The 26,212-nt window shown below is 62.3% G+C and carries 24 protein-coding genes; 10 read left to right on the plus strand and 14 right to left on the minus strand.

Annotated elements, in window-relative coordinates:
- Window positions 1-19: 19 nt before the first annotated feature.
- The 5 genes from HBO12_RS18210 to HBO12_RS18230 all read left to right on the plus strand — a co-directional run bounded on the left by HBO12_RS18210 (window position 20) and on the right by HBO12_RS18230 (window position 6,283).
- Window positions 20-907, plus strand: coding sequence for a dihydrodipicolinate synthase family protein (locus tag HBO12_RS18210; protein WP_169956779.1), 888 nt, complete (start codon window positions 20-22; stop codon window positions 905-907).
- Between the two features lie 179 nt (window positions 908-1,086).
- Window positions 1,087-1,626, plus strand: a complete 540-nt coding sequence (locus HBO12_RS18215; RefSeq protein WP_169956781.1) for an RNA polymerase sigma factor — start codon at window positions 1,087-1,089, stop codon at window positions 1,624-1,626.
- Window positions 1,623-2,591, plus strand: coding sequence for a FecR family protein (locus HBO12_RS18220; protein ID WP_170042881.1), 969 nt, complete (start codon window positions 1,623-1,625; stop codon window positions 2,589-2,591). Before HBO12_RS18215 ends, HBO12_RS18220 begins: the two co-directional genes overlap by 4 nt.
- A gap of 118 nt (window positions 2,592-2,709) precedes the next feature.
- A complete protein-coding gene (locus HBO12_RS18225; RefSeq protein WP_170042882.1) occupies window positions 2,710-5,277 on the plus strand; it encodes a TonB-dependent receptor in 2,568 nt (855 codons plus the stop codon).
- Between the two features lie 106 nt (window positions 5,278-5,383).
- Window positions 5,384-6,283 carry a DMT family transporter gene (locus HBO12_RS18230; protein ID WP_170042883.1) on the plus strand — a complete coding sequence of 300 codons (900 nt, stop codon included), beginning with the start codon at window positions 5,384-5,386 and terminating at the stop codon, window positions 6,281-6,283.
- Window positions 6,284-6,388: 105 nt separating this feature from the next.
- Here the strand turns inward: HBO12_RS18230 and HBO12_RS18235 are convergent, their stop codons facing one another.
- From HBO12_RS18235 to HBO12_RS18250, 4 genes are all read right to left on the minus strand, one after another.
- On the minus strand, window positions 6,389-7,606 hold the full coding sequence (locus tag HBO12_RS18235) for a class I SAM-dependent methyltransferase (RefSeq protein ID WP_170042884.1): 1,218 nt from the start codon (window positions 7,604-7,606) through the stop codon (window positions 6,389-6,391).
- 211 nt (window positions 7,607-7,817) lie between these two features.
- Entirely contained in the window at window positions 7,818-8,435 is a 618-nt protein-coding gene (locus HBO12_RS18240; RefSeq protein WP_169956789.1) for a TPM domain-containing protein, read from the minus strand.
- 28 nt (window positions 8,436-8,463) lie between these two features.
- A complete protein-coding gene (locus HBO12_RS18245) occupies window positions 8,464-9,189 on the minus strand; it encodes a TPM domain-containing protein (protein WP_170042885.1) in 726 nt (241 codons plus the stop codon).
- Window positions 9,189-9,797, minus strand: a complete 609-nt coding sequence (locus HBO12_RS18250) for a LemA family protein (RefSeq protein WP_029297013.1) — start codon at window positions 9,795-9,797, stop codon at window positions 9,189-9,191. Before HBO12_RS18250 ends, HBO12_RS18245 begins: the two co-directional genes overlap by 1 nt.
- Window positions 9,798-10,054: 257 nt before the next feature.
- Here HBO12_RS18250 and bglX point away from each other — a divergent pair, with 257 nt between their 5' ends.
- The gene (gene bglX, locus HBO12_RS18255) at window positions 10,055-12,346 is read left to right on the plus strand and encodes a beta-glucosidase BglX (RefSeq protein ID WP_170042886.1); all 2,292 of its coding nucleotides are present in this window, start codon (window positions 10,055-10,057) and stop codon (window positions 12,344-12,346) included.
- Window positions 12,347-12,475: 129 nt separating this feature from the next.
- Here the strand turns inward: bglX and HBO12_RS18260 are convergent, their stop codons facing one another.
- The 6 genes from HBO12_RS18260 to HBO12_RS18285 all read right to left on the minus strand — a co-directional run bounded on the left by HBO12_RS18260 (window position 12,476) and on the right by HBO12_RS18285 (window position 19,217).
- Window positions 12,476-13,633, minus strand: coding sequence for a phospholipase D-like domain-containing protein (locus HBO12_RS18260; RefSeq protein ID WP_169956795.1), 1,158 nt, complete (start codon window positions 13,631-13,633; stop codon window positions 12,476-12,478).
- Window position 13,634: 1 nt separating this feature from the next.
- Window positions 13,635-14,225: a YceI family protein gene (locus HBO12_RS18265; protein WP_169956797.1), complete on the minus strand. Its 591-nt coding sequence runs from the start codon at window positions 14,223-14,225 to the stop codon at window positions 13,635-13,637.
- A 188-nt stretch (window positions 14,226-14,413) separates the two neighbouring features.
- Window positions 14,414-15,184, minus strand: a complete 771-nt coding sequence (locus HBO12_RS18270; RefSeq protein WP_169955539.1) for an IclR family transcriptional regulator — start codon at window positions 15,182-15,184, stop codon at window positions 14,414-14,416.
- Between the two features lie 55 nt (window positions 15,185-15,239).
- On the minus strand, window positions 15,240-16,676 hold the full coding sequence (locus tag HBO12_RS18275; RefSeq protein ID WP_170042887.1) for an amidase: 1,437 nt from the start codon (window positions 16,674-16,676) through the stop codon (window positions 15,240-15,242).
- Window positions 16,673-17,983, minus strand: a complete 1,311-nt coding sequence (locus HBO12_RS18280) for a citrate-proton symporter (protein ID WP_169955537.1) — start codon at window positions 17,981-17,983, stop codon at window positions 16,673-16,675. The genes HBO12_RS18275 and HBO12_RS18280 overlap by 4 nt, the downstream gene beginning before the upstream one ends.
- A 58-nt stretch (window positions 17,984-18,041) precedes the next feature.
- Entirely contained in the window at window positions 18,042-19,217 is a 1,176-nt protein-coding gene (locus tag HBO12_RS18285; protein ID WP_170042888.1) for a M20 aminoacylase family protein, read from the minus strand.
- 444 nt (window positions 19,218-19,661) lie between these two features.
- On the opposite strand from HBO12_RS18285, the gene HBO12_RS18290 reads away from it, so the two are divergent.
- The gene (locus HBO12_RS18290; RefSeq protein WP_169955535.1) at window positions 19,662-20,111 is read left to right on the plus strand and encodes a hypothetical protein; all 450 of its coding nucleotides are present in this window, start codon (window positions 19,662-19,664) and stop codon (window positions 20,109-20,111) included.
- A 167-nt stretch (window positions 20,112-20,278) separates the two neighbouring features.
- Here the strand turns inward: HBO12_RS18290 and HBO12_RS18295 are convergent, their stop codons facing one another.
- The 3 genes from HBO12_RS18295 to HBO12_RS18305 all read right to left on the minus strand — a co-directional run bounded on the left by HBO12_RS18295 (window position 20,279) and on the right by HBO12_RS18305 (window position 23,388).
- Window positions 20,279-20,590 (minus strand): amidase, encoded by a 312-nt coding sequence (locus HBO12_RS18295; RefSeq protein ID WP_169955534.1) that lies wholly within the window; start codon window positions 20,588-20,590, stop codon window positions 20,279-20,281.
- On the minus strand, window positions 20,587-21,669 hold the full coding sequence (locus tag HBO12_RS18300) for a serine hydrolase domain-containing protein (RefSeq protein ID WP_170042889.1): 1,083 nt from the start codon (window positions 21,667-21,669) through the stop codon (window positions 20,587-20,589). Before HBO12_RS18300 ends, HBO12_RS18295 begins: the two co-directional genes overlap by 4 nt.
- 840 nt (window positions 21,670-22,509) lie before the next feature.
- Window positions 22,510-23,388 (minus strand): acyl-CoA dehydrogenase family protein, encoded by an 879-nt coding sequence (locus tag HBO12_RS18305; RefSeq protein WP_170042890.1) that lies wholly within the window; start codon window positions 23,386-23,388, stop codon window positions 22,510-22,512.
- A 130-nt stretch (window positions 23,389-23,518) separates the two neighbouring features.
- On the opposite strand from HBO12_RS18305, the gene olsB reads away from it, so the two are divergent.
- On the plus strand, window positions 23,519-24,274 hold the full coding sequence (gene olsB / locus HBO12_RS18310; protein ID WP_057439788.1) for an L-ornithine N(alpha)-acyltransferase: 756 nt from the start codon (window positions 23,519-23,521) through the stop codon (window positions 24,272-24,274).
- Window positions 24,274-25,065 (plus strand): lysophospholipid acyltransferase family protein, encoded by a 792-nt coding sequence (locus HBO12_RS18315; protein WP_170042891.1) that lies wholly within the window; start codon window positions 24,274-24,276, stop codon window positions 25,063-25,065. The genes olsB and HBO12_RS18315 overlap by 1 nt, the downstream gene beginning before the upstream one ends.
- 89 nt (window positions 25,066-25,154) lie before the next feature.
- Here the strand turns inward: HBO12_RS18315 and HBO12_RS18320 are convergent, their stop codons facing one another.
- Window positions 25,155-25,739: an acyl carrier protein phosphodiesterase gene (locus HBO12_RS18320; protein ID WP_169955530.1), complete on the minus strand. Its 585-nt coding sequence runs from the start codon at window positions 25,737-25,739 to the stop codon at window positions 25,155-25,157.
- Between the two features lie 154 nt (window positions 25,740-25,893).
- On the opposite strand from HBO12_RS18320, the gene HBO12_RS18325 reads away from it, so the two are divergent.
- A complete protein-coding gene (locus tag HBO12_RS18325; RefSeq protein ID WP_029297039.1) occupies window positions 25,894-26,208 on the plus strand; it encodes an ArsR/SmtB family transcription factor in 315 nt (104 codons plus the stop codon).
- Window positions 26,209-26,212: the final 4 nt, after the last annotated feature.

A 26,212-nucleotide genomic window follows, 5' to 3' on the forward strand; every position in this document is an offset into this window, starting at 1 on the left:
TTTCGACCGGAGACATTCCATGTCCAGCCCTACAATTCACGGCATCATCGGCTACACCATCACCCCGTTCAGCGCCGACGGCAGCACCCTTGACCTCGACGCCCTGGGCCACTCCATCGACCGTTTGATCGACAGCGGCGTGCATGCCATCGCGCCGCTGGGCAGCACCGGTGAAGGCGCCTACCTGAGCGATGCCGAGTGGGATGAAGTCAGCGCCTACAGCATTCAAAAAGTCGCCAGGCGCGTGCCGACCATCGTCAGCGTGTCCGACCTGACCACCGCCAAGGCCGTGCGCCGCGCACGTTTTGCCGAAGCCGAAGGTGCCGATGTGGTGATGGTGCTGCCAACGTCGTACTGGAAGCTCAGTGAAGCGCAGATCCTGGCGCACTACGCGGCCGTCGGCGACAGCGTTGGTGTGCCGATCATGCTCTACAACAACCCGGCCACCAGCGGCACGGATATGTCGGTGGAGTTGATCCTGCGCATCGTCAACAGCGTTGATAACGTGACAATGGTCAAGGAGAGCACCGGCGACATCCAGCGCATGCACCAGTTGTACCGCCAGGGTGAAGGCCAGGTGCCGTTCTACAACGGCTGCAATCCACTGGCCCTGGAAGCGTTCGCCGCCGGGGCCAAGGGTTGGTGCACCGCTGCGCCGAACCTGATCCCGCAGCTCAACCTGGATCTGTACCAGGCGGTGCAGGCCAACGACCTGAACCGGGCACGCGAACTGTTCTATCGGCAGTTGCCGGTACTGGACTTCATCCTCAAGGGTGGCTTGCCGGCGACGATCAAGGCCGGTTTGCGCATGACCGGGCTGGAGGTGGGTGATCCGCGGTTGCCGGTGTTCCCACTGGACATGGCGGGTCAGGCGCAGTTGCAGAAGCTGCTGGCCGCGTTGCGCTAAAACACCCCCTGTAGGAGCGGGCTTGCCCGCGATAGCGGTGGATCAGACATACCGCCATCGCGGGCAAGCCCGCTCCCACAGGGGAATGCATGCATCGCTAAATTTACGGAGACAAATAGCAATAATTCTCGATATCATTCGCGACTTTTCTGCAGCGTGCTGCGTCAAGAAGGATATCCATGTCTCGTTTCAAGCCCGACCCGTTGTCGGCCGACGCCTTTCGCGGGTTTTATGCAGATATCCTGCATTACCTGCGCAAACGCACGGACAACGCCAGCGACGCGGCGGACATGACCCAGGATGTCTTTACCCAATGGCTGGACTACCGCGACCGGAGCAAGGTCGAGCAGCCACGGGCCTTTTTGTTTCAGATGGCGCGCAACCTGCTGCGCGACCACTGGCGCAAACAGAAGGTGCGGCACAGCGTCCATCATGAACAGGGCGAATGGGATGCCGAGCCTGTCACCGACGAGCAAAACGATCCTATGGCCGCCGCCCTGCGCCTCCAACGCCTGGAACAGTTGAAAGAAGTCCTCGCCGAACTCTCGCCCCGCAGGCGAGAAGCCCTTATGCTGCACCGCTTCGAAGGCCTGAGCCAGGCGCAGATTGCCGAGCGCATGGGCGTTTCGATCAGCATGGTGGAAAAGCACATTGCCTTTGCCCTGCTGCACTGCAAGCAGCGACTTCAAAAAGACCCGGGCAAGGAGCAGCCAGAATGACCCGCTTGAGCAACCGCGACGGCCACGAAATTGATGAGCACGACACCATCGATGCCCAGGCTGCCAGTTGGTTTGCGCGCAATCGCAACGCAAGCAGCACGCAGGAGCGCAAGGCCTTCGCCACCTGGCATGCCGTGCCGGCCCATGCGCGCGCCTACGCCGAATTCGAACAGCTGTGGGCCGACCTTGGCGAACTGCAGCAACTGAATAAACCCGTGCCCTTGCCCACGCGCCAGCCCGCGCCCTGGCGCCCCGCCCTGGCAGTGGCGGCCGCGCTGGTCTGCGCCTTGCTCGCCAGTAACCTGGGCGCCCCGCGCGGGCTCTACCACACCGAGGTCGCGGCACAGGATAAGGGCATGCGCACCCTGGACCTGCCGGACGGCAGCACCTTGTACGTCAACGCCAGCACGCAGTTGCGGGTGGACTTCGATGCCCATCGCCGCGTGATCCATCTGGACCAGGGCCAGTTGTACGTGGAGGTGGCGCCCGACAAGGAGCGGCCATTGTTCGTGCGCGCTGGCGAGGCCGATGTGCGGGTGGTGGGCACCGCGTTTGATGTGCGCCGCAGCCAGCAGCAGTTGGTGGTCAGCGTGGCCCACGGGATGGTTGCCTTCGCCCCCGACCAAAAAGCCAGCGCCGTCATGCTCGGCGCCCAGCAGCGGGCAACCTACAACTACGCCAAGGGCTCCGTGCAGCAACAACGCCTGGCCGTTGGCGAAGTCGCCGACTGGCGCAGCGGGCACCTGTCCTTTCGCAACCGTGAACTGGCCAGCCTGCTGGATGAGCTGAGCCTGTACCGGCCCAAGGCCGTGGTGTTGGCCGATGGCCCGGTGGCGCAACTGAAGGTTTCCGGCAACCTCGATGTGAATGACCCGGACGCGCTGCTCAACGCCCTGCCTGCCTTGTTGCCGGTGAAAACCGTGCCCCTGGCCGACGGCAGGATCCGCATCGAAGCACGCAAATAGCACCACTTGAGAATATTTTGCATTCGCATGTGAGGATTTTTTTTCCTGCCGCGTCTTCCTCCGGTCTGCGTTTGATACGCATGCCTTTTTTGGCTATTTAGCCGCCTTGGGGGATTTCATGTTTCGCGCGCCTTGCCTTGCCCAGCACCTGTTTGTTCGACCGACACTCATCGCCGCCTGCCTGACCGTCAGCCTCACGGCCCAGGCCGAGTCGTTCACCCTGCAACTGCCGGCCCAACCCTTGGCCACGTCCCTGAGCCAGGTTGCGCAACAGGCAAAAATCCAGCTGCTGTTCGATGAAGACCTGCTCAAGAATATCCAGGCGCCCGCGCTCAACGGTGATTTCACCCCCGAAGTGGCGATCCGTACCCTGCTCAAGACCGGCGAGTTCACCCTGATCAAAGTAGGCAGCACCTATGTCGTGCGCCCCGAGGAAAGCCGCACCACCAACAGCGCCAGCGTGCAGTTGGACGCCTTGAGCGTGATCGGTACCGGTAACCAGGTCGACGCCAGCACCGTCGGCCGCTCCACCCTGTCCCAGGCCGATATCGACCGCCTGCAGCCCAACAACATCGCCAGCCTGGTGCAGACGCTGCCGGGGGTGACCATGGGCGGCTCGATGAAACCGGGCGGGCAGATCATCAATATTCGCGGGATGGGCGAGGCCGAAGACGTACCGATGACGGTCGATGGCGCGACCAAAAGCGGTTTCGAGCGCTATCAGCAGGGCACCGTGTTTATCGAGCCCGAGATGATCAAGAGTGTCGAGGTGGAAAAAGGCCCGCACTCGGCCTTCACCGGTAACGGCGGGTTCGGCGGTACGGTCAACATGGTCACCAAGGATGCGCCGGACCTGCTCAAGGACGGGCGCAACAGCGGTGCGATGCTCAAGTACGGCTATGCCAGCAACGACCACGAACAGGTCTACAGCGGCGCCGTGTATGGCCGCACCGATGACGGGCGCATCGACGCCCTGGCCTACCTGACCAAGCGTGACGGCGGCGACATGAAGCTGGCCGCAGCGCGCGACTATGACAGCAAGGAATACCCGATCAACCCGCAGCGCCTGCCCAACAGCGCCCAGGATGTGGACGGTCAACTGTTCAAACTGAACATGTACCTGACCGATGAGCACAGCCTCGGTTTCTCCTACTCCCGGGCCAACAGCGAACGCTGGACACCTTTCTCGGCCAGAAGCTACCCATCGCCACCGCGCAAGACCGATATCGACCGCTATGGCTACGACGCGGCCGTAAGACGGTTCCTGGCCAACCGCCACACCGTCGATACCACGTGGTCAGGCAAGTACGAATACCAGCCCCTGGATAACCCGCTGATCGACATGAAGCTCAGCTATTCGGAGTCCAATACCGACCAGACCGACGAACGCGACGCCACGGCCGTCGTCGGTCTGTCCACCGGCGGGCGCAAGATGGACACCGCCTACACCGACAAGATCCTGGAGCTGCGCAACATCAGCCGCTTCAACAGCGGCCCGCTGGACCATGCCTTGACTACCGGCGTACAGATCCGCAAGCACATCCGCGACACAGAAAGCTGGATGCCCGGCGCAACCTACAACACGCCCAAATACAACTACGGGCATTTCCAGCCGGCCTTCATGCCCCACGGCAAGGTCGACACCAACGCGTTCTACATCCAGGACGCGGTGACCCTGGGCGACGTGACCATCACCCCGTCCCTGCGTTATGACCACGTGGTCAACCGTGGCAAGGCCAACGATGCGCCGTACTACAGCAACCCCGACCCGGCCTACGGCCACGACTACAGCGACCGCACCTATGCCGGCTGGTCGCCGCGCCTGGCAGCGTTCTGGAAAGTCACCCCGGACGTGGTGATGTTCGCCAACTGGAGCCGCACCTGGCGCGCCCCGGTGATCGACGAGCAATACGAAGTCCAGGGCCTGGGCAGCCGCACCTCCACCAGCCGCAATCTGGACCCGGAACGCATCACCGCCATCACCGTGGGTAACGTCACCAGCTTTGCCAACGTGATGGCCAGCGGCGACAGCCTGCAACTGCGTACGACGTTGTTCCACAACAAGATCGAAGACGAGATCTTCAAGGCCACCGGGATTGGCTGCAAGGAACAAAACTCCCAGGTCGGCTCCATCGCCGATGTCTGCACCGACATGGCGTCAAAGGCCAACTACCGCAACATCGGCAGCATGACCATCAAGGGCTTCGAGCTCGAAGGCTACTACGACTCGACCTATCTGTTCGGCTCCCTGAGCTACTCGTGGGCCACCGGCAAACGCGAAAACCCCTACACCAACCCGTGGGCCAGCGACATCCACGTCTGGGCCCGGGACATTCCACCGGCCAAGTGGGTCGCTGTGCTTGGCACCAAAATTCCCGCCTGGGACGCACAAGTGGGCTGGCAAGGCCAGTTCGTGCGCAAGACCGATCGCCTGCCCAGCGACAAATATTCGAGCGGCCTGAACAGTGGCTTTGGCGACCTGTTTTACGACCAGTACGCCAACGACAGCTACGACACCCAGGGCCTGTTCGCCAAATGGACGCCGCAACAGGCGTACCTCAAGGGCACTGAAGTCAACTTCACCGTCGACAACCTGTTCAACCGCAGCTACATGCCAGCCTTGAGCGGCGACAGCGCCACCAGCGTCGGGCGCAACGCCAAGATCAGCGTGACCCGCTTCTTCTAACCGCCCAACTGTACGGTTCAATCTGCACCCAGCTGTAAGCCCGCGTCCTGCGGGCTTTGTGGCTAGATGGGCAGCACCTGCCTGCCCATTCAATCCGGTTGCTCCCATGAATTCGCGCGAAAACACCGGCATGGCCCTCGGCCTGCTCGGCGTCATCATCTTCAGCCTGACCCTGCCCTTCACCCGCATCGTGGTGCAGGAAATCCATCCATTGCTCAATGGCCTGGGCCGCGCCTTGTTCGCGGCGGTGCCGGCGGCCCTGCTGTTGCTCTGGCGCCGCGAAGCCTGGCCGACCTGGCGCCAGGTGCGCGGCCTGGCGCTGGTGATTGCCGGGGTGATCCTCGGCTTCCCGGTGTTGTCGGCCTGGGCCATGCAAACCCTGCCCGCCTCCCATGGCGCCCTGGTCAACGGCCTGCAACCGCTGTGCGTGGCGCTGTATGCGGCGTGGCTGTCCCATGAGCGTCCGTCAAAAGCTTTCTGGGCCTGCGCGGCACTGGGCAGCGCGTTGGTGCTCGGCTATGCGTTGATCACGGGTGCCGGCAGCATCCAGGCCGGCGACCTGCTGATGCTCGGGGCGATTGCCGTGGGCGGCCTGGGGTATGCCGAAGGGGGCCGACTGGCCAAGGAGATGGGCGGCTGGCAGGTGATCTGCTGGGCGCTGGTGCTGTCGACGCCGCTGTTGATCGGGCCGGTGACGTACCTGGCGCTGCAACATGAAGGCGCAATCTCGGCGCGCACCTGGTGGGCGTTTGGCTACGTCTCGCTGTTCTCGCAGTTCCTGGGGTTCTTTGCCTGGTATGCCGGGCTGGCCATGGGCGGGATCGCGCGGGTCAGCCAGATCCAGCTGTTGCAGATCTTTTTCACCATCGCCTTTTCCGCGCTGTTTTTTGGCGAGCACATCGAGCCGATTACCTGGCTGTTTGCCTGCGGGGTGATCGTCACGGTGATGTTGGGGCGCAAGACGGCTGTGCAGCCTGCACCGGCCTCCAAGGCGAGCACGATCTGATGTGGGAGCTGGCTTGCCTGCGATGCAGGCACCTCGGTGTATCAGGTCAAGCGAGGTGATGCTATCGCAGGCAAGCCAGCTCCCACATTTTGATTTGCGTCATTCTCAGGCCAGGTAACCATCCGCCCGCAGCAGGGTTTCCAGGCAGTGTTCGGTGATGTTGTAGAACGCCTTGAGCTCCTGGATTTTCTCCAGGAGCTGAGCGTTGTCCACCTGCTCGGCACGCTTCACGGCCAGGATCATCTTGTTCTTGTTGGTGTGTTCCAACGAGATGAACTCAAACACCTTGGTCTCATAGCCGCACGCCTCAAGGAACAACGCACGCAAGCTGTCGGTGACCATCTCGGCCTGCTGGCCCAGGTGCAGGCCGTATTGCAGCATCGGCTTGAGCAGTGCCGGGCTCTGGATCTGCAAGCGGATCTGTTTGTGGCAGCACGGCGAGCACATGATGATCGACGCCCCGGAGCGGATGCCGGTATGGATCGCGTAGTCGGTGGCGATGTCGCAGGCATGCAGGGCGATCATCACGTCCAGCTCGCTGGGCGCCACGCTGCGCACGTCACCGCACTTGAACACCAGCCCCGGGTGCTCCAGGCGGGCGGCGGCGTTGTTGCACAGGGTCACCATGTCTTCGCGCAGCTCCACGCCCGTCACCTGGCCCTCGGCCTTGAGGGTGTTGCGCAGGTAGTCGTGGATGGCGAACGTCAGGTAACCCTTGCCCGAGCCAAAATCCGCGACGCGTACCGGCCGGTCCAGTTGCAAGGGGGATGAGGTCAGCGCGTGGCTGAACACTTCGATGAACTTGTTGATCTGCTTCCACTTGCGCGACATCGCCGGGATCAGCTCGTGCTTGGCGTTGGTCACGCCCAGGTCGGCGAGAAATGGCCGGCCAAGGTCGAGGAAGCGGTTTTTCTCACGGTTGTGCTCGGCCGATGGCGCTTCACGCAACTGCTGGGGTTTGCTTTTGAACAGCGAGCTTTTGTTCTTCTTGCTGTATTCCAGCTGCGCTTCGTCGGTCAACGACAACAGGTGGGCGTTCTTGAACGAGGCCGGCAACAGCGCGGCAATCGTCGCGACGCCGTCTGCCAGGGCGAAGTTCTTGGTGATATCGCGGGTCTTGTAGCGGTAGACAAAGGACAGGCACGCCTGCTCCTTGACCGTCACTGCCTTGATGATCAGGCGTTGCAGCTCAACCTCATCGCCCACGTACTTGGCCAGCACCAGCTTGATAAAGGCATTCTGCTCGAGGCTTGCGCGCAGCAACTCGATGAACTGGGCATGATGATCCGGCGCGGGGCTGGCAGGTTTAGCGGTGACAGACATGAACAAAAACGCCTCGGGCAGGGAATGCCGGGCATTTTAGGGGGGATGGCGCGCCAGGGCACGGAGTTATTTGCCCAACGGTCAGTGCGATTGAAAATGCCGCTTGTGTGGGAGCTGGCTTGCCTGCGATGCGGGCACCTCGGTCTATCAGTCACACCGGGTTGATGCTATCGCAGGCAAGCCAGCTCCCACACAAGCCAGCTCCTACAGGTTATTTCAGGACGACCAGGCGGTTGGGCAGTTCATTGCGCGTGTGGGTCTGGGGCACATGCACCTTGAGCAGTTCGCCGCAGGCCTCAATGCATGTGATAAACCCCGCCAATGTCTGCCCCTGTTTCACCTGCTGGGTAAACGTCTTGACGATAGCGTCCCAACTGCTGTCATCCAGCCGCTTGGAAATCCCGTCGTCCACCAGGATCTCCACATAGCGCTCGGCCTCACTGACAAAAATCAACACCCCGGTGCTGCCCAGGGTGTGGTGCAGGTTCTGCTCCAGGAACTGCCGGCGCGCCAGGTTCGATGCGCGCCAATGCCGCACCGAGCGCGGGATCAGGCGAGTGGTGATGGCCGGCAGGCGGAACACCAGGCACAGCACAATGAACGTCGCCCATTGCGCCAGCAGCAAGGTGTGCATGGTCAACCAGCCCGACAGGTAATGCACGATCCCCGGCACCACCAACGCCACCACACTGGCCCACAGCAGCGGGATGTAGGCGTAGTCGTCGGCGCGGGCGGCGAGTACGGTCACCAGTTCGGCGTCGGTCTGTTGCTCGACCCTGGCGATCGCTTCGGCGACCTGGCGCTGCTCGTGTTCTGTCAGTAAAGCCATGGTTGTAGATGCTCTTTAGTTATTGTCATTACCAGCCACCCGAAGCCCCGCCGCCGCCAAAACCGCCACCGCCGCCCCTGAAGCCACCGCCCCCGCCCCCGCCGCCGCCACGCCCGCTGCTGCTGAGAATCGCCAGCAGGATGGCGCCCACTGGCAGGCCCATGCGGTTGCACAGCCACAACACCACCAGCAACAAGATGAACAGGCCGATGGAAAACACCGGGTTGTCCTTGGCAAAGTTGGGGTCCGCCACATGGGCGGGCACCGCCAACGGCTCGCCGCCGACCACCTGGATCATGGCCGCCACGCCGTCGCTGATGCCCTGGGTGAAATTGCCCGCCTTGAACTTGGGCGCAATCACCTGATTGATGATCACCCACGACTGCGCATCGGTGAGCACGCCCTCCAGGCCGTAGCCCACTTCGATGCGCAACTGGCGCTCGTCCCGGGCCACGATCAACAGCGCGCCGTTGTCCTTGCCCTTCTGGCCGATGCCCCAGTGCCGGCCCAGTTGATAACCGAAGTCTTCAATGGGCAGGCCTTGCAGGTCGGGCACCGTGACGATCACGATCTGGTCGCCGCTGGTTTGCTCCAGCGCCTGCAATTGCTGGCTCAGTTGCGCACGCACCGGCGGGTCGATCATCTGCGCGTTGTCGACCACCCGCCCAGTCAGCGCCGGGAAGTCCGGCGCCGCCTGGGCAGTCAGGCTAAAGGCCAGCAGCAGCGCCGCCAGCCACCCAGCACGCCAGGTCATCAGAATTTCACTTGCGGCGCTTTATCGGCATCGGCACTGGTGGCCTCGAAGTTGGCGCGCACCGGCAGATCGCTGTACATCACGCTGTGCCACAGGCGGCCTGGGAAGGTACGGATCTCGGTGTTGAAGGCCTGCACGGCGGCGATAAAGTCGCGACGGGCCACGCTGATGCGGTTTTCGGTGCCTTCAAGCTGCGATTGCAGGGCCAAGAAGTTCTGGTTGGCCTTGAGGTCCGGATAGCGCTCGGACACCACCATCAGGCGGCTGAGAGCACCGCTCAGGCCTTCCTGGGCCTGCTGGAACTGCTTGAGTTTTTCCGGGTTGTCGAGGGTGCTGGCATCAACCTGGATCGAGGTCGCCTTGGCCCGCGCTTCGATCACCGCGGTGAGGGTGTCCTGTTCATGGGCTGCATAGCCCTTGACCACTTCCACCAGGTTGGGGATCAGGTCGGCACGCCGTTGATACTGGTTCTGCACCTGGGCCCAGGCCGCCTTGACCTGTTCGTCCAGGGTCGGGATCTTGTTGATGCCGCAACCGCTCAGCACGCTGCTGATCAGTAGCAGGGCCGCGGCTTTCCAGCCCCATCGAATAGTCTGTGCTGCTTGCATGGTGTGTCTCCTGACCAACCTTATGGAATTTGACGACTGACCCTATACATCACGCGCTTGGGGCATAATCCGCCACTACTGGATTACAGCGAGCCAATCAGCTAAAAGATGCCCTTCTTTATGGATAGTTCATAAAGAGCTGAGAAGTGTGCGGTATTTATCCACACAACACCCGAACAACAATAGTCGCTCCCCACATTTTGGCCGAGCCGTGTTTTTTACCTGAACACTGCGCAGTTCGCCGAAAAAGGATATTCATGAAAAAGCTGTGTTTGCTGGGCCTTGTTGCCACTCTGGCCAGTCACTCCGTCGTTGCCGAGACCAAGCCCGCTGCGCTTAAGGACAAGGACGCGTTCGTCAGCGACCTGCTCGGGCAGATGACCCTGGATGAAAAGATCGGCCAGTTGCGCCTGATCAGCATCGGCCCGGAAATGCCGCGCGAGATGATCCGCAAGGAAATCGCCGCCGGGCGCATTGGTGGCACGTTCAACTCCATCACCCGCCCGGAAAACCGTCCGATGCAGGACGCGGCGATGCGCAGCCGCTTGAAGATCCCGATGTTCTTCGCCTATGACGTGATCCACGGCCACCGCACTATTTTCCCGATCAGCCTGGCCCTGGCCTCGAGCTGGGACATGGACGCCATCAGCCGCTCCGGGCGCATTGCCGCCAAGGAAGCCGCCGCCGACAGCCTCGACATCACCTTCGCGCCGATGGTCGATATTTCCCGCGACGCGCGCTGGGGTCGGACCTCCGAAGGGTTTGGCGAAGACACCTACCTGGTGTCGCGCATCAGCGAAGTGATGGTCAAGGCCTTCCAGGGCCCGAGCCCGGCCCAGGCCGACAGCATCATGGCCAGCGTCAAGCACTTCGCCCTGTACGGCGCGGTGGAAGGCGGGCGCGACTACAACGTGGTCGACATGAGCCCGGTCAAGATGTACCAGGACTACCTGCCGCCCTACCACGCGGCAATCAAGGCCGGCGCCGGCGGGGTGATGGTGGCGTTGAACTCGATCAACGGCGTGCCTGCGACCGCCAACACCTGGCTGATGAACGACCTGTTGCGCAAGGAGTGGGGCTTCAAGGGCCTGACGGTGAGCGACCACGGTGCGATCTTCGAGCTGATCAAGCACGGCGTGGCCAAGGACGGTCGCGAAGCGGCCAAGCTGGCAATCAAGGCCGGCATCGACATGAGCATGAACGACCAGCTCTACGGCAAGGAACTGCCAGGGCTGCTGAAATCCGGCGAGATCGAGCAAAGCGACATCGACAACGCGGTGCGTGAAGTGCTCGGTGCCAAGTACGACATGGGCCTGTTTGCCGACCCATACCTGCGTATCGGCAAGGCCGAGGATGATCCGGCCGACACCTATGCCGAAAGCCGCCTGCACCGCAGCGAAGCCCGCGACATCGCGCGGCGCAGCTTGGTGTTGCTGAAAAACCACAACGACACCCTGCCGCTGAAAAAATCCGCGACCATCGCCCTGGTCGGCCCGCTGGCCAAGGCCCCCATCGACATGATGGGCAGTTGGGCCGCCGCCGGTAAGCCCGCGCAATCGGTGACCCTGCTGGACGGCATGAACGCGGTGATCGGCGAAAAGGGCCAGGTGATCTACGCCCGTGGCGCCAACATCACCAGTGACAAGGCGGTGGTGGACTACCTGAACTTCCTCAACTTCGATGCCCCGGAAGTGGTGGATGACCCGCGCTCGGCCCAGGTGCTGATCGACGAAGCGGTCAAGGCCGCGAAAAGCGCCGATGTGGTGGTGGCCGCCGTGGGCGAGTCCCGTGGCATGTCCCACGAATCCTCGAGCCGTACCGACCTGAACATCCCGCAAAGCCAGCGCGACCTGATCAAGGCCCTGAAAGCCACGGGCAAGCCGCTGGTGCTGGTGTTGATGAACGGCCGGCCACTGTCGATCCTCGAAGAGCACCAGCAAGCCGACGCGATCCTGGAAACCTGGTTCGCCGGCACCGAAGGCGGCAACGCGATTGCCGATGTGCTGTTCGGTGACTACAACCCGTCGGGCAAGCTGCCGATCACTTTCCCACGCTCCGTGGGGCAGATTCCGACCTACTACAACCACCTGACCATTGGCCGGCCGTTCACCCCGGGCAAACCGGGCAACTACACCTCGCAGTACTTCGACGACACCACAGCTCCCCTGTATCCGTTCGGTTATGGCCTGAGCTACACCCGTTTCAGCCTGTCGGACATGGCGCTGTCGTCCACCACCTTGAACAAGACCGGCAAGCTCGACGCCAGCGTCACCCTGAAAAACACCGGCAAGCTCGACGGCGAGACCGTGGTGCAGCTGTACATCCAGGACGTGGCCGGCTCGATGATCCGCCCGATCAAGGAACTGAAGAACTTCCAGAAGATCCTGCTCAAGGCCGGTGAATCGAAGGTGGTGCACTTCAGCATTACCGAGGATGACTTGAAGTTCTACAACACCCAGCTCAAGTTCGCCGCCGAACCTGGCCAGTTCAATGTGCAGATCGGGCTGGACTCCCAGGATGTGCAGCAGCAGAGCTTTGAACTGCTCTGACTTGGAGCTGTAAACACGGTCAATGTAGGAGCTGGCTTGCCTGCGCTGCAGGCACCTCGGTCTATCAGTTACACCGAGGTGCTGCCATCGCTGGCAAGCCAGCTCCTACAGTTGATTGCGGTGTGTTCCCTACCCTCTTCGATCCAGCAGATTGACCACCAACCGGTCGATCCACCCCCACACCCGCTGCTTGACCCGCCGCCACAACGGTCGGGCCTTCCACGCCTCCAGGCTGACCGCCTGGCTCTGGGCGAAATCACGCTCGAAACTGCCCGCCACCGCCAGCGTCAACTCAGGGTCCAGCGCTTCCAGGTTGGCCTCCAGGTTGAAGCGCAGGTTCCAGTGATCGAAATTGCACGAGCCGACGCTCACCCAATCGTCCACCAGCACCATCTTCAGGTGCAGGAAACACGGCTGGTATTCAAAGATCTTCACCCCCGACTTGAGCAGGCGTGGGTAGTAGCGGTGGCCGGCGTAGCGCACCGAAGGATGGTCGGTGCGCGGCCCGGTGAGCAGCAGGCGCACGTCCACACCGCGCCCGGCCGCCCGGCGCAGGGCCCGGCGTACGCCCCAGGTGGGCAGGAAGTACGGCGTGGCTAGCCAGATACGGCGCTGGCCGCTGTTCAAGGCGCGGATCAGCGATTGCAAAATGTCCCGGTGTTGGCCGGCGTCGGCATACGCCACCCGCCCCAGGCCGGGGCCGGTCGCCGGCACTTTGGGCAGGCGCGGCAAGCCAAAATGCGTCGCCGGCTTCCAGGCACGACGGTGGTCGTTGACCCGCCATTGGCGGTCGAACAGGGCTTGCCAGTCCTGCACCAGCGGGCCGCTGATCTGCACCATGACCTCGTGCCACTCACAGGTGTCCTGCCCAGGGGTCCAGAACTCATCGGTGACCCCTGTGCCGCCCACCACGGCGATGCTCTGGTCGACCAACAACAGCTTGCGGTGGTCGCGGTAGAGGTTGCGCATCCAGCGGCGCCAGCGCAGGCGATTGTAAAAGCGCAACTGCACCCCGGCCTCGAGCAAGCGGCGCCGCAGGCTGAGGGTAAATGCCAGGCTGCCGTAGTCATCGAACAGGCAACGCACCTGCACCCCGCGCTCGGCCGCCTGCACCAGGGCCTTGACCATCTCTTCGGCGCAGGCGCCCGCCTCCACCAGATACAGCTCAAGCTCTACCTGGCGCTCGGCACGGGCGATCGCCACGAGCATCTGCGGGAAAAAATTCGGGCCGTCGATCAGCAATTCGAAGCGGTTGGCGCTGCGCCAGGGGAACACCGCGCCGCTCATGTCAGCGCGCCGTGAAAATCAGCACCGCACCCACCGGCACCGACAGGCTGATCGCGTCCAGGCCAGCGGCCTTGCGCAGAGTCTCGACACCGGTGAGCAAGTCAAAATCCTTGGCGTGCAGCACCAGTGGTTCCAGGGTCACCACCTGGAACCGCCGGTCGTCCAGGCGCGTTGCCAGCAGTTCGGCGTTGTAGGTCTGGGTCTTGCCATGCAGGGTGACCGACAGCGGCAGGCGCAACTCCAGTTGTGCGCCGGTAGCCAGGTCGTTGATCGGCTGCAGATTGATTTGCGCGTTGATCAGCGCATCGGGGTAGGTCTTGATCTGGAACAGGTCGTTGCGCATGCGCTCATCGCGCAGCGGGATGCCGCTGTTGACCGACTCCAGTTCAACCTGCAACTGCGCCGCGCCGTTCTCTTCGACCTTGCCATGCAGCACCAAAAAGCGCTGGACTTCGGAGATATCGGTGTTTTTGGTGGTGACGAACGACAGCCGTGAGGATTCGTTATCCAGGTACCACGCAGCCTGCGCGGGCATGGCGGCAGCGGCCAGCAGCAAGAGGGCCAGGGGTTTGAGGATGGATGTGTTGAACATTAAACACTCGCGCGCAGAAAAACCTGCTCGAACATTAACTGGCCGGCTTGCTGCACGCAATGTAACGGTCCCGGCAATTTAACTGTGGGAGCGGGCTTGCTCGCGATAGCGGTGGGTCAGTTAATGGATATTTGACTGACCCACCGCTATCGCGAGCAAGCCCGCTCCCACACAAACCAGCTTGCACCTTAGGCCAGTGCCTGCTGCACGCCTTGCACGGTGGCCTCAAGGCTCGCCAGATGCAAACTCAGCACCCGCTCCACCGGCGCCTGGTGCATCGGCCAGTGCAACGCCATGCTCCCAACCAATCGGCCATTGGCCCGCACCGGCAGCGCCACCGCGCGGATCAGGAACGGCAGGCGCACCGGGTATTCCCAGTACCCTTCGGTACGCTGGCCAAACCCCTGGTGCTGGGATTGCTCGCAGGCGCGGTATTGATCATCGGCCGCCACATGCTCGCGGCTGGCCAGGCGCTGCACTTCTTCTGCGGCAAGTTCAGCCAGGCATGCCTTGCCCATGGCTGAATGAAACAGGCTGGCATGCTGGCCAACGATCTGGCAGTTGTTCGGGTACAGCTTGCGCAACACCGTAGGGATCGCGCTTTCCATGACTTCCAGGCGTTCACCGTCAAAGTTCGACAAGTCCGCCACCAGCCCGGTGCGTTCGCTGAGTTCCAGCAGCCAGGGCGCCGCGCACTCCACCAGGCGCCGCTTGAAGCGTTGCTGGGTATCGCCGAACAAGCGCTGGGCGCTGAGACGGTAGCGCCGGTCGCTCAGGCCGCGATAGATCCAGCCCTGTTCTTGTAGGGTCAGCAGCATGCGCGAGACCGTGGCCTTGGGCAGGCGTGTCAGGTAATGCAGTTCCTCAAGCCCCAGGGCCTGGTGTTCACCGAGCAACTCGATGATGGCCAGTGCCCGCTCCACGGAGCGCACAGTCCCTGTGTCGACGTTGCTGCCCATGGCTGACCTCCCGGTTGCTGATGGTTGAGCGAATTTCACAGCAAGATACAGGCCGTCACCCGCTCAAGCATTCCGGAGGGCGACGCTGCACCCAGTGCGTCAGTTGTTCGTGGGCATACGCCAGTTGCAGCACCGCGCGATCCGCCTGGGCCGGGCCGATGATTTGCAGGCCCATGGGCAAGCCTTGCGGGTTGAAGCCCACCGGCACACTCATGCTCGGCAGGCCAGCCAATGTGGGGCCGATCACCACCTCCATCCAGCGGTGATAAGTGTCCATGGCCTGCCCCCCGACGACGCGTGGCCAGGGCTGTTGTGCATCGAAAGGGAACACTTGTGCCGTGGGCAGCAGCAGGAAATCGTAACGTTCGAACAACCTGGCCAGGGCGCGGTACCAGTCACTGCGCGCCAGCGACGCCTGATACACATCCGCCGCCCTCAGGCCCAGGCCGCCCTCGACTTCCCACTGCGCTTCAGGCTTGAGCAACGCACGTTTTTGCGGATCGGCATACGCCGCCCCCAGCGTGCCCTGCACCAGCCAATGGCGATGGACCAGCCAGGTTTGCCACAGGCGCTCCATGGAGAAATCCGGCTGGCAGCTTTCCACCTCGCAACCCAACGCGCTGAAGTCGCCGAGGGCCGATTCACACAGCGCCATTACGCCGTCGTCCATCGGCAGATAGCCGTTGTAGTCACCCAGCCAACCCAGACGCGCGCCCTTGAAATCACGGGCCAACGGCGCGCCGAATACGCTGGGGTCGTCCTTGAGCGACAACGGCACCCGCGGGTCATAACCGGCCTGGGTGCCCAACAGCCGCGCCACGTCCGCCACACTGCGCCCCATCGGGCCTTCGGTGGCCAATTGCTGGACAAACACCTCCGGCGCCGGGCCATGGGGCACGCGGCCCTGGGACGGGCGCAGGCCGAATACGTTGTTGAACGCCGCCGGGTTGCGCAGCGAGCCCATCATGTCGCTGCCATCGGCCACCGGCAGCATGCGCAGCGCCAGGGCCACCGCCGCCCCGCCGCTGCTGCCGCCCGCGACCAGGGTCGGGTCGTAGGCATTGCCGGTGGTGCCGAACACCCGGTTGTAAGTCTGCGAGCCGAGGCCGAACTCCGGCACGTTGCTCTTGCCGATGATAATCGCGCCGCTGGCCCGCACCCGTGCCACGGCGATCGCGTCTTCAGTGGGAATCTGTTCGGCGAACAGTGGCGAACCCAGGGTGCTGCGCAGGCCCTTGGTCGCCGCCAGGTCCTTGATGGCCTGGGGCATGCCGTGCATCCAGCCGCGGGAACGGCCCTGCTTGAGCTCAAGATCACAGGCGCGGGCTTCGGCCAGCACATCGGCTTCGTCGCGCAGCGACACCAGGGCATTGACCAATGGATTGAAGCGCGCGATCTGCGCCAGATAGGCCTGCATCACTTCGTGGCAGGACACCTGCCGGGCATGGATCGCCTGGGACAGCTCCAGCGCATCCAGTTCAACGATGTTCAAGGTTTCACCCCCTTGGCAAACCGCGCCGGCGCTGCAGCCCTTGGCGCCTCATGCATGCAGTAAGTGCCCAGCAGCGTCAGGACGCAAGCGAACAGCACATAAAACGCCGGAGCTACCGGTGTCTCCAACACCTTGCTCAGCCACGTCACAATCAGCGGGGCAAAACCGCCGAACAACATCACCGCCACGTTGTAGGCCACCGACACGCCGGTGGAGCGCACCTCGATGGGAAACTGCTCGGCCAGGGCCGTCGGCGCCGGGCCGAAGAAGCCGCCGATGGCGATGCACAGCATCACCTGCATCACCAGCAAGCGCTCGATGGACGGCGCCGCCGCGACCCATACATACAGCGGGTAGACCATCACGAAAAACGCCAGGGTGAAGGCCATCAGCACCGGCCGCCGGCCCAATCGGTCAGAGAGCAGGCCCGACAAAGGGATGACCACGGTCATCAGCGCCACGGCGAACATCTGCACCATCAACACCTGGTCCAGAGGCAGGCCGAGGTTCTTGTGGGCGAAGGTCGGCATATTCACCAGCACCACGTAGAACGACACCGTCGCACCACAGGCCAGGCCCATGCTCACCAGAATGCTGCGCCGATGCTCACGCAGCACTGTCATCAGGCTTGGCGCCGGGCCGGTGGCCTGTTTACGTGCTTCGATAAATTCCTCGGGGTCTTCCATGTGCCGGCGAATCCACAAGCCCACCGGGCCGATCAGCAGGCCGAACACAAACGGCAGGCGCCAGCCCCACAGGTCGAGGGTCTCAGGGGAGAAGAAATGGGTGACCAACGCCACCATCGCCGCGCCGCCAAACACAGCCAAACACTGCCCGACCAATTGCCAGGAGCCGTACAGGCCCTTGCGATGGGCCGGTGCGCTTTCCACCAGGAACGCCGTGGCGCTGGCATATTCGCCGCCGGTGGCAAAGCCCTGGAGCATCCGCGCCACCACGATCAACAGCGGCGCGCCCATGCCGATGGCGGCGTAGTTGGGCGCAAACACGATCAGCGCGATAGACACGGTCATCAAGCGGATAATCAACTGCATGGCGGCCTTGCGGCCTTTGCGGTCGGCATACATACCGAGCAGGATGCCGCCCACCGGGCGCATGAAAAAGCCCACGCCGAAGGTGGCCAGGGCCATCAGCAGCGACGCGTATTCATCATCCGAGGGGAAAAACTGCCGGGCGATGATGCTGGCCAGAAAGCCGTAGACGATGAAGTCGTACCACTCCAGCGCGTTGCCGACCACCGCCGCTACCACTTGCCGGGTGCGGGACACGCCTTTTATTGAAGTCTGCATGAGAACACTCCATTCAACCTGTTGAGGAAAGGTCCAGCGGCAGGAAAAAGGCAGGTGGTCAGGCCGGCTTGAGCCAGCTCTCGGCCAGGGCGCCCCAGTAGGCGGCACCGGTCAGCAGGATCTCGTCGTTGAAGTCATAGGCGGGGTTGTGGACCATCGGCCGCGACACGCCGTTGCCGATAAACAGGTAGCTGCCGGGGCAGCGTTGGAGCATCCAGGCGAAGTCTTCGCTGCCCATCAGCTTGGGCGTGTTGGCGTCAACCGCCGCTTCACCGAGCAAGGCAACGCCGACCTGGCGGGCGAACTCGGTTTCATCGGCATGGTTGACCAGCACCGGATAGGCCGGGCGGTGTTGGATCTGCGCGGTGCAGCCAAAGCTGGCGGCCTGGGTCTGGATGATCGCCTTGACCCGCTCCAGCATCTGCTCGCGCACCGGCGCATTGAGGGCGCGCAGGCTCAGGCGCAGGATCGCCTGCTGGGGAATCACGTTGGCGGCCTGCCCTGCTTGCAGGGCGCCGACCGTGACTACCGCCGCTTCCTGGGCATTGATGTTGCGCGCGACCACCGTCTGCAAGGCCATCACCGTACTGGCGGCGGCCACCAGCGGGTCCACGGTCAGGTGCGGCATGGAACCGTGGCCGCCGACGCCTTCGAGGGTCACGGTGAGCAGGTCCTGGGAAGCCATCATCGGCCCGGTCCGCAGGCCCAGGTGGCCGGCGGGCAAGCCGGGCATGTTGTGCATGCCGAACAGGGCGTCACAGGGAAAGCGCTCCAGCAAGCCATCGGCGAGCATCGCTTCAGCGCCGCCCTGGCCTTCTTCGGCCGGCTGGAAAATCAGGTTGAGGGTGCCGTCGAACCGGCGCGTCGCCGCCAGGTAACGCGCGGCGCCCAGCAGCATGGCGGTGTGACCGTCGTGACCGCAGGCATGCATGCAGCCGGCGTGCTGGCTGCTGTAGGCGACGCCGGTGTTTTCGATAATCGGCAAGGCGTCCATGTCGGCACGGATCCCCAGGGTGCGCGGGCTGCTGCCATTGCGCAGCACGCCGACCACGCCGGTGTGGCCGATGCCGGTATGTACTTCAAAACCCCAGTTTTTTAGGGATTGGGCGACCAGGGCCGAGGTGCGGTTTTCTTCGAACCCAAGTTCAGGGTGGGCGTGGATGTCCTGGCGTACGGCGTGCAGGTCGCTGGCGACATCGCTCAGCCAATCCAGGATGTGCTGGTGTGGGCGCATGGTGACTCTCCTCGCAGGCGGGTATTCCCGTTCTTTTTTGTGGCACCGCCACAGATAACCGCGATGGGCGGGCGAGGACAATCAAAGGTGGTTCCACCCTGTGGAACCTTGTGGCAATAGGTGAGCACGCTTGCTTGAACTGAAGTACGAAGTGCCCCCAACAGGCTTATCCCTCACTGCGGAATCGCCTATCAGAGTGATAAAGAGTCAGTTTATTCACGTAGCAACATCTACACCATGAGTTCTGGGCACCAAACAACCAGGAGCGATGGGCACGTGGAGGAAAGTTATCCAAATCTCTCAAGCAAAAAACTCTAAAGGCGCAAGAGAAAACAAAAAAACAATATAAAAAACTGTCACTTTTCACAGTATTCAAAATACGCACAAAAAAATAAAACTACCTTCGAGCCACAACATCACAACCCACACCTAGGAAAAATCATCATGAAAAACTTCAGCACAGAAAAATGCCTATTGGCTTGCTTCGTAGTTTTGACTGCAATCACAAACGCCAATGCAGCACTAGACCCGAAATGTTACGACAACATCCAGGTCGCCAAAGGTATCAGCGACACCCCGCTAAAAAACCCCGATGGCAGCGATAAGATGGTAGGTACCAAAAAACCCATCAGCATCGATATTGCGTTTCCAAATCCCTTACCCGCAGGCGGCACCGCCACTTTTGACCTTTCTAAATCAAAAGTACCTAGTGTGGAAATGGAAACCCCTGCCCCAGTGCTTCATCCAGAGTTCACACTAATCTCTTCCACCAAATACACCTACACTTACAAAATCCCCATCCGTGCAAGTGACTATCACGGAAAGTTTACGGTAATAGACACTTACTGCGGCTTTTCAAACTCACAAACCAAGTTGCTCATGCCTGTCAGGTAAATCACCACATCACATATTTGGAAGTGCGGGTTTATGACCGATATTGAGAACCTTCTATCGGACAATCACATCATCGATTTACGATCCTGTCCGCCAATCTGCTTCCCTTGGCTGTTGGTCAGCGCCGAGCCTGCAGTTCTTTACCTTGCGCAGTGGTGAGCTAAACATCACAACAATCGACACCCCTGCCGTTCCCCTATCCACCGCGCCGTATGCGTGCGCCCCAACCCACTCGCCGTCACTTCACTGCGTTCGGGCGTGTCGACCAACGCACTGGTCGGCACGTACTGCTTCACATACCCCAGGCAATAGTCAGCAGGATTGCCCGCCACATACCGACACGAGCAATACTCCTTGGCCGTATACGCCGCGATGATGTCGGGGAACGCTTGCAGGTTGACGCGCTCATGCCAGGCCCACCCCAGCAAGGCGAGCAACAGCAGGAGAAACAGGCTGATAAACGGACGGCGCCGGATCATGGTTGCACCGCCGCGAGCACGCGCTTGAGCAGTTCGTTGTGGTGATAGCTGGCGTCGCGGTCATCGCCATAGCGCACGATCACCAGCCTTGCCTCGGGCAACACATACAACGCCTGGCCCCAGTGACCCAGGGCCGCGAAGGTATCGTCGGGCGCATCCGGCCAGGGTCGGGCTGCGCCCTGCACTTGACGGTTGAGCCACCATTGGCCGCCGGGCACCGCTTCGTCCTGACCCGCGATGTACTGCGCCAGGGGTTGGCGATTGAAGTCGACCCAGGCCTTGGGTAGCAACTGCCGCTCGCCCCAGCGCCCGTCCCGCGCCATCAACAAGCCAATTCGTGCCAGGTCGCGGGCGGTCATATAGGCATAGGACGAGGCAACAAAGGTTTCATTGGCGTCGCTTTCCCAGGTGGCGCTGCGAATGCCCAGGGGCGTGAACAGCGCGGTCCACGGGTAATCGACATAAGCCTTGTGGCCGAGCATGCCCTTGAGGGCGGCGGACGCCAGATTGCTGTCGCCGCTGGAGTAGCGAAACGCCTGGCCCGCAGCGCTGAAGGCGTGGGTGTCGGCGGCAAACTCTGCCATGTCGGCACGGCCACGGGTGTAGAGCATGGCCACCACCGAGGATTTCAGCGGCGCGTATTCGTAGTCTTCCTGCCAGTCCAGGCCCGAGGTCCAGTTCAGCAGGTGCGCCAGGGTGATGTTCGGGTGCTGTTTCATCGGCGGATAAAAGCGCGCGACCGGGTCGCTGAGCTTGAAGCGGTTTTCGCCGTAGGCAACGCCAAGCACCGTGGCCAGCAGGCTCTTGCTGATGGACCAGGTCAGGTGCGGCGTGCTTGCGCTAGTGGGTGCGGCGTAGCGTTCATAAATGACTTCGCCGTCGCGGATCACCAACAGTGCGTCGGTGCGGATGCCTTCGCGGGTGATGTCATTGCGGGCCGGGAACGCATAGTCCTCCAGCGCCTTGACGGCGGGACCGGCCAACTGTGGGCCCAGGGACCACTCCCGCACCGGCCAGGCCTGGGCATGTGCGGTAGCGGTGAACAGCAGCAAGGCGACGCACAACAGGCCTTTGACCATGGACTAGCACTCGGGGGCATTCAGGCCCGCGAGCCTAATGCAGATAAATGACGGTTTGGCGACAGGCCTGGGAGCCACTATATAGCTCCTGTGGGGGCGGGCTTGCCCGCGATGGCCATAGGTATCTACACAACTCTTTCGTGGTTCTTGGGGTGGTGAACATATCCGTTTTTGCGGTTACGGCGGCTATTGGTTCCGCCCTTACGGCGGCTCACTTTGGAGAAGCGCCAAAGTAAGCAAAACGCTCTTGCCCCACCACTCGGCACCTCGCCTAGGCTCGGCATGCCCGCAGTCAGGCATTGCTCCGTGGGCCCGCCGCGATCGGCCATCCATGGCCGTGTCGCGGCTACCCCGGCATCCATGCCGGGGTGCCCACTGCGCAATACCTGCCTGCGGCCATCGTGGTTTAACGGGGCGCTTAAGATCAAAAGCCAGATCAAAAGCAGAGCAACAGCAAAGCCGGGACGCGAAGCTGCATTCCCCTGTAGGAGCTGGCTTGCCTGCGATGGCGGTGTATCAGTCGATAAATGTATTGGCTGATGCACCGTCATCGCAGGCAAGCCAGCTCCTACAGAGTCCGCGCACGCTTCGATGATCAGGTCGGCTGTCAGGCCGCCTCGCTTTGCTTTTGATCTTAGGCGCCCCGTTAAACCACGCTGGCCTTCAGGGCGGAACCCCAAGTGGCCATGACCGCAGCAATGGATATGTACACAAACCTAAGAATCACTAAAGAGGTGTGTAGATACCTATGCCCCGATGGCGGTATATCAGTCACCGCCTGTATTGCCTGTCCCCCTGCTATCGCGGGCAAGCCCGCTCCCACACACGCTCATCCCACAGTCAGCGGGGGCCTGGGTTCAGGGCTTTTTCCAGGCGCTTGGCCCGGGCGCTGGCGGCGAGGTCCAGCACGGCTTGGTCGCGCTGCCACATGGCGGCCCACGTCCCTTGAGCCATCGCTTGATTGACCTGCGGCTTCAGCGCTTCGAACTGCGCAAACAATCCTCCCAACAACACATGCCCCGCCGCCGATGCGCTGGGCTGGCGAATGACCTCGGCGCAGCCGGCCAGCAGCGCCAATAACTGCAGGCGCAGGGCCTGGGGCCAGTCGCACTCCTGGCCGATGCCATGTAGCCAGGCGGTCATCGCGCTCAGTACATAGCTGTCCTCCAGGGTGCGGAAGGGTTTGACGTAATCGTCCCAACCATCCCCCGGCAAGCGCTCGCAGGCGGCGTGGTCGAGGTGGACGCGGCCGTGGCTGATGTCGGGCATCAAGGCGATCGCGGGCAAGGGTTCTACGCGTACGCCGGGCTCGCCGGCCAGCACCACGGCCAGGGTCAGGCGTGGCTTTTCATCGGCGGCCTCGCAGCGGGCGGCGATCAACAGCCAGTCGGCCGCATCGCCGGCGGTGACGAAGTCTTTGCGCCCGCTCAGGCGCAGGTCGTCCAGGCGCGTTTGCATGTCCAGCGGGCGCAGGCTGCGCTGTTCGGTCGCACACAAGGCGCCCAGGCTGTGGGGCGCGCTGGGCCATAACGCGCGCAACGCCGCTTGATAGCCCACCAGGAACGCCAGGCCGGGCGTGGCCATCAGCCGCGCGCCCTGGGTCGCCAACTCAAAGGGCGCCACCTGCCCCAGGCGTTGCAATAAAACGCTGTAGCCCTCGGCCAGGTTGGCGTGGACGGGCAGTCGGTCGGGTCGATCGAGCAAAGCGTGCCAGGGCATGGAGGGCTCCTTGGGGGCTGTCATCTAAGCGTCACCGTAGATTCATGGAGATGACACCGGGGGTACATAGCCTGACTTTGCACAACAAAGTCGACTGGCCGCAACCCTGGCCGGCACCTGGAGACTCGCCATGACTCAGATCGCCCGCATCAGTGACACCGGCAATGAACGCCGTCTGCAAGCCGAACGCCTGATCGGCGCCCAGGCTTTGCAGGAAGCCCAGGCCTTGCGTTTCAGCGTTTTCAGCGGCGAGTTCAATGCCAAGCTCAAAGGCGCAGAACTGGGCTTGGACATGGATGACTATGATGTTCACTGCAGCCACATTGGCGTACGGGACTTGAACACCGGGCGACTGGTTGCCACCACCCGGCTGCTGGATCACCAGGCGGCCAGCACCCTGGGCCGGTTCTACAGCGAAGAAGAATTCAGCCTCCACGGCCTGTTGCATTTGCAGGGGCCGATCCTGGAAATCGGCCGTACCTGTGTCGACCCGGCCTACCGCAACGGCGGCACTATCGCGGTGCTGTGGGGCGAGTTGGCCGAAGTCCTCAACCAGGGCGGCTACAGCTACCTGATGGGCTGCGCGAGCATCCCGATGCATGACGGTGGCATCCAGGCCCACGCAATCATGCAGCGCCTGCGCGAACGCTACTTGTGCAACGAACACCTGCGCGCCGAGCCGAAAAAGCCCCTGCCAAGCCTGGATTTGCCATCCAACGTCATCGCCGAAATGCCGCCGCTGCTCAAGGCCTACATGCGCCTGGGCGCGAAGATCTGCGGCGAGCCGTGCTGGGACGAGGATTTCCAGGTGGCCGACGTGTTCATCCTGCTCAAGCGCGACGAGTTGTGCCCGCGTTATGCCCGTCACTTCAAGGCGGCCATGTGATGGGCCGCCTGCGGGTCTACGGGCGGATCGCCCGCGTGCTGTTGGTGGTGGCGCTGGGCTTGAGCATGGCCGGGGTGTTTGGCCTGTTCGAACGCTTGGGCGTGGCCAATTCCATGGTGCGGCGCCAGCGCTGGTCGCGGTTTTTCATGGCGCGCCTGAGCAATGCCCTGCCCTTTCGCGTGAGCGTGCACGGTGAGTTGCCGCAACAGCCGATGCTGTGGGTCAGCAACCATGTGTCCTGGACCGATATCCCGCTGCTGGGGATGGTGGCGCCGCTGTCGTTCCTGTCCAAGGCCGAAGTGCGCACCTGGCCAGTGGCGGGTTGGTTGGCCGCCAAGGCCGGCAGCCTGTTTATCCGCCGGGGCTCGGGGGACAGCCAATTAATCCGCAAGCAGATGACCCGGCATCTAGAGCAAAAACACCCGCTGCTGATGTTCCCCGAGGGCACCACCACTGATGGCCGTAGCCTGCGCACCTTTCATGGCCGGCTGCTGGCCAGTGCGATTGATGCCGATGTGGCGCTGCAACCGGTGGCGATCCGTTATCTGCGCGATGGGCAGATTGATCCGCTCGCGCCGTTTATTGGTGACGATGATTTGCTCTCGCACCTGATGCGTCTGTTTGGCAACGATCAGGGCGACGTTGAGATTCATCTGCTCAAACCCATTGCCTGCGCCGGGCAGGAGCGTGCGGCGCTGGCGTACCAGGCGCAGCAGGCGGTGCAGAAGGCGTTGTTTGGAGCGGTGCCGCAAAGCGAGCAAGTGCCGGTTCGGCCGGCGTACGCGGCCTGAGGCAAACACGCAAAAAATGTAGGCGCTGGCTTGCCTGCGATAGCAGTGGCGACTGATACACCGCTATCGCAGGCAAGCCAGCTCCCACATTAGATCGGCGTGGATATTTGACTATCTGCATAGGCCTGCAACTGGGGATAGAACACCCGGAAATCCTCGCTCAACGGCTCATACAGCACCCGCAGTTCCTGCATCGCCCGGTCCAGTTCCTGAGGTTGGCTCAGGCGCCGGGCAATCCCCCGCAGCACGTGCTCCATCACCGCGAACTCGCGGTAGGAACCCAGCCAGTCATCGGCCGCCATATACGGTGCAATCTGCGCCAGGCGCCCTGGCAGCTGCGGTTCGGCCGCCAGCACCCGGTACACCTGGGAGGTAAAGCGTTCCAGCGGCTGGTCGGCATACTGTGCCCAATCGCGCGCCAGGCAATGGTCGAAGAACACGTCGAGGACGATCCCCGCATAGCGGCGCCGGGTCAGGGTGAACCGTGACAACGCCTGCCCGACCAACGGGTGGCTGTCGGTGAAACGGTCAATGGAGCGATGCAGCTGGATCGCCGCCTCGATTTGCGGGTGGTACTGGCCCTGCAGGCGGCCTTTGACGAAATCGCCATAGAGGCTGCCCAGCAGTTGTGCAGGAAGTTGGCCGCCGAGGTGTAGATGTGCGAGATAATTCATGACGCGCAGTTTAGCACTGCCGCCAACGTATCGTTATAACCCGATATACCGATTTATCTGGTAACAAGATCAAAATCGTATTGGTATATCGGGATATAGCGATTTAAAGTTCGCCTCATCGCGATATAACGTTTTACCCACACCGAGCCCTGCCATGTCCATTGACCTCGACGAAATAATAAAAGCCCTGGCACACCCAGTACGGCGAGACATTCTCAACTGGCTGAAAGACCCGAAAGTGCAGTTCCCCGAACAAGTGCACAACCACGAGTACGGCATCTGCGCCGGCCAGATCGATCAACGCTGCGGCCTGTCGCAGTCTACCGTCTCGGCGCACCTGGCCACCCTGCAACGGGCGGGCTTGATCAGCAGCCAGAAAGCCGGGCAGTGGCACTTTTTCCGCCGCAATGAAGACGTGATCCAAGCGTTTATCCAAGCCATCACCGAAGAACTCAGCCCACCGCTGTAAAGGA

Origin of the sequence: Pseudomonas sp. WS 5059 (assembly GCF_012985525.1) — a bacterium.
In the GTDB taxonomy this organism is placed as follows: Bacteria; Pseudomonadota; Gammaproteobacteria; order Pseudomonadales; family Pseudomonadaceae; genus Aquipseudomonas.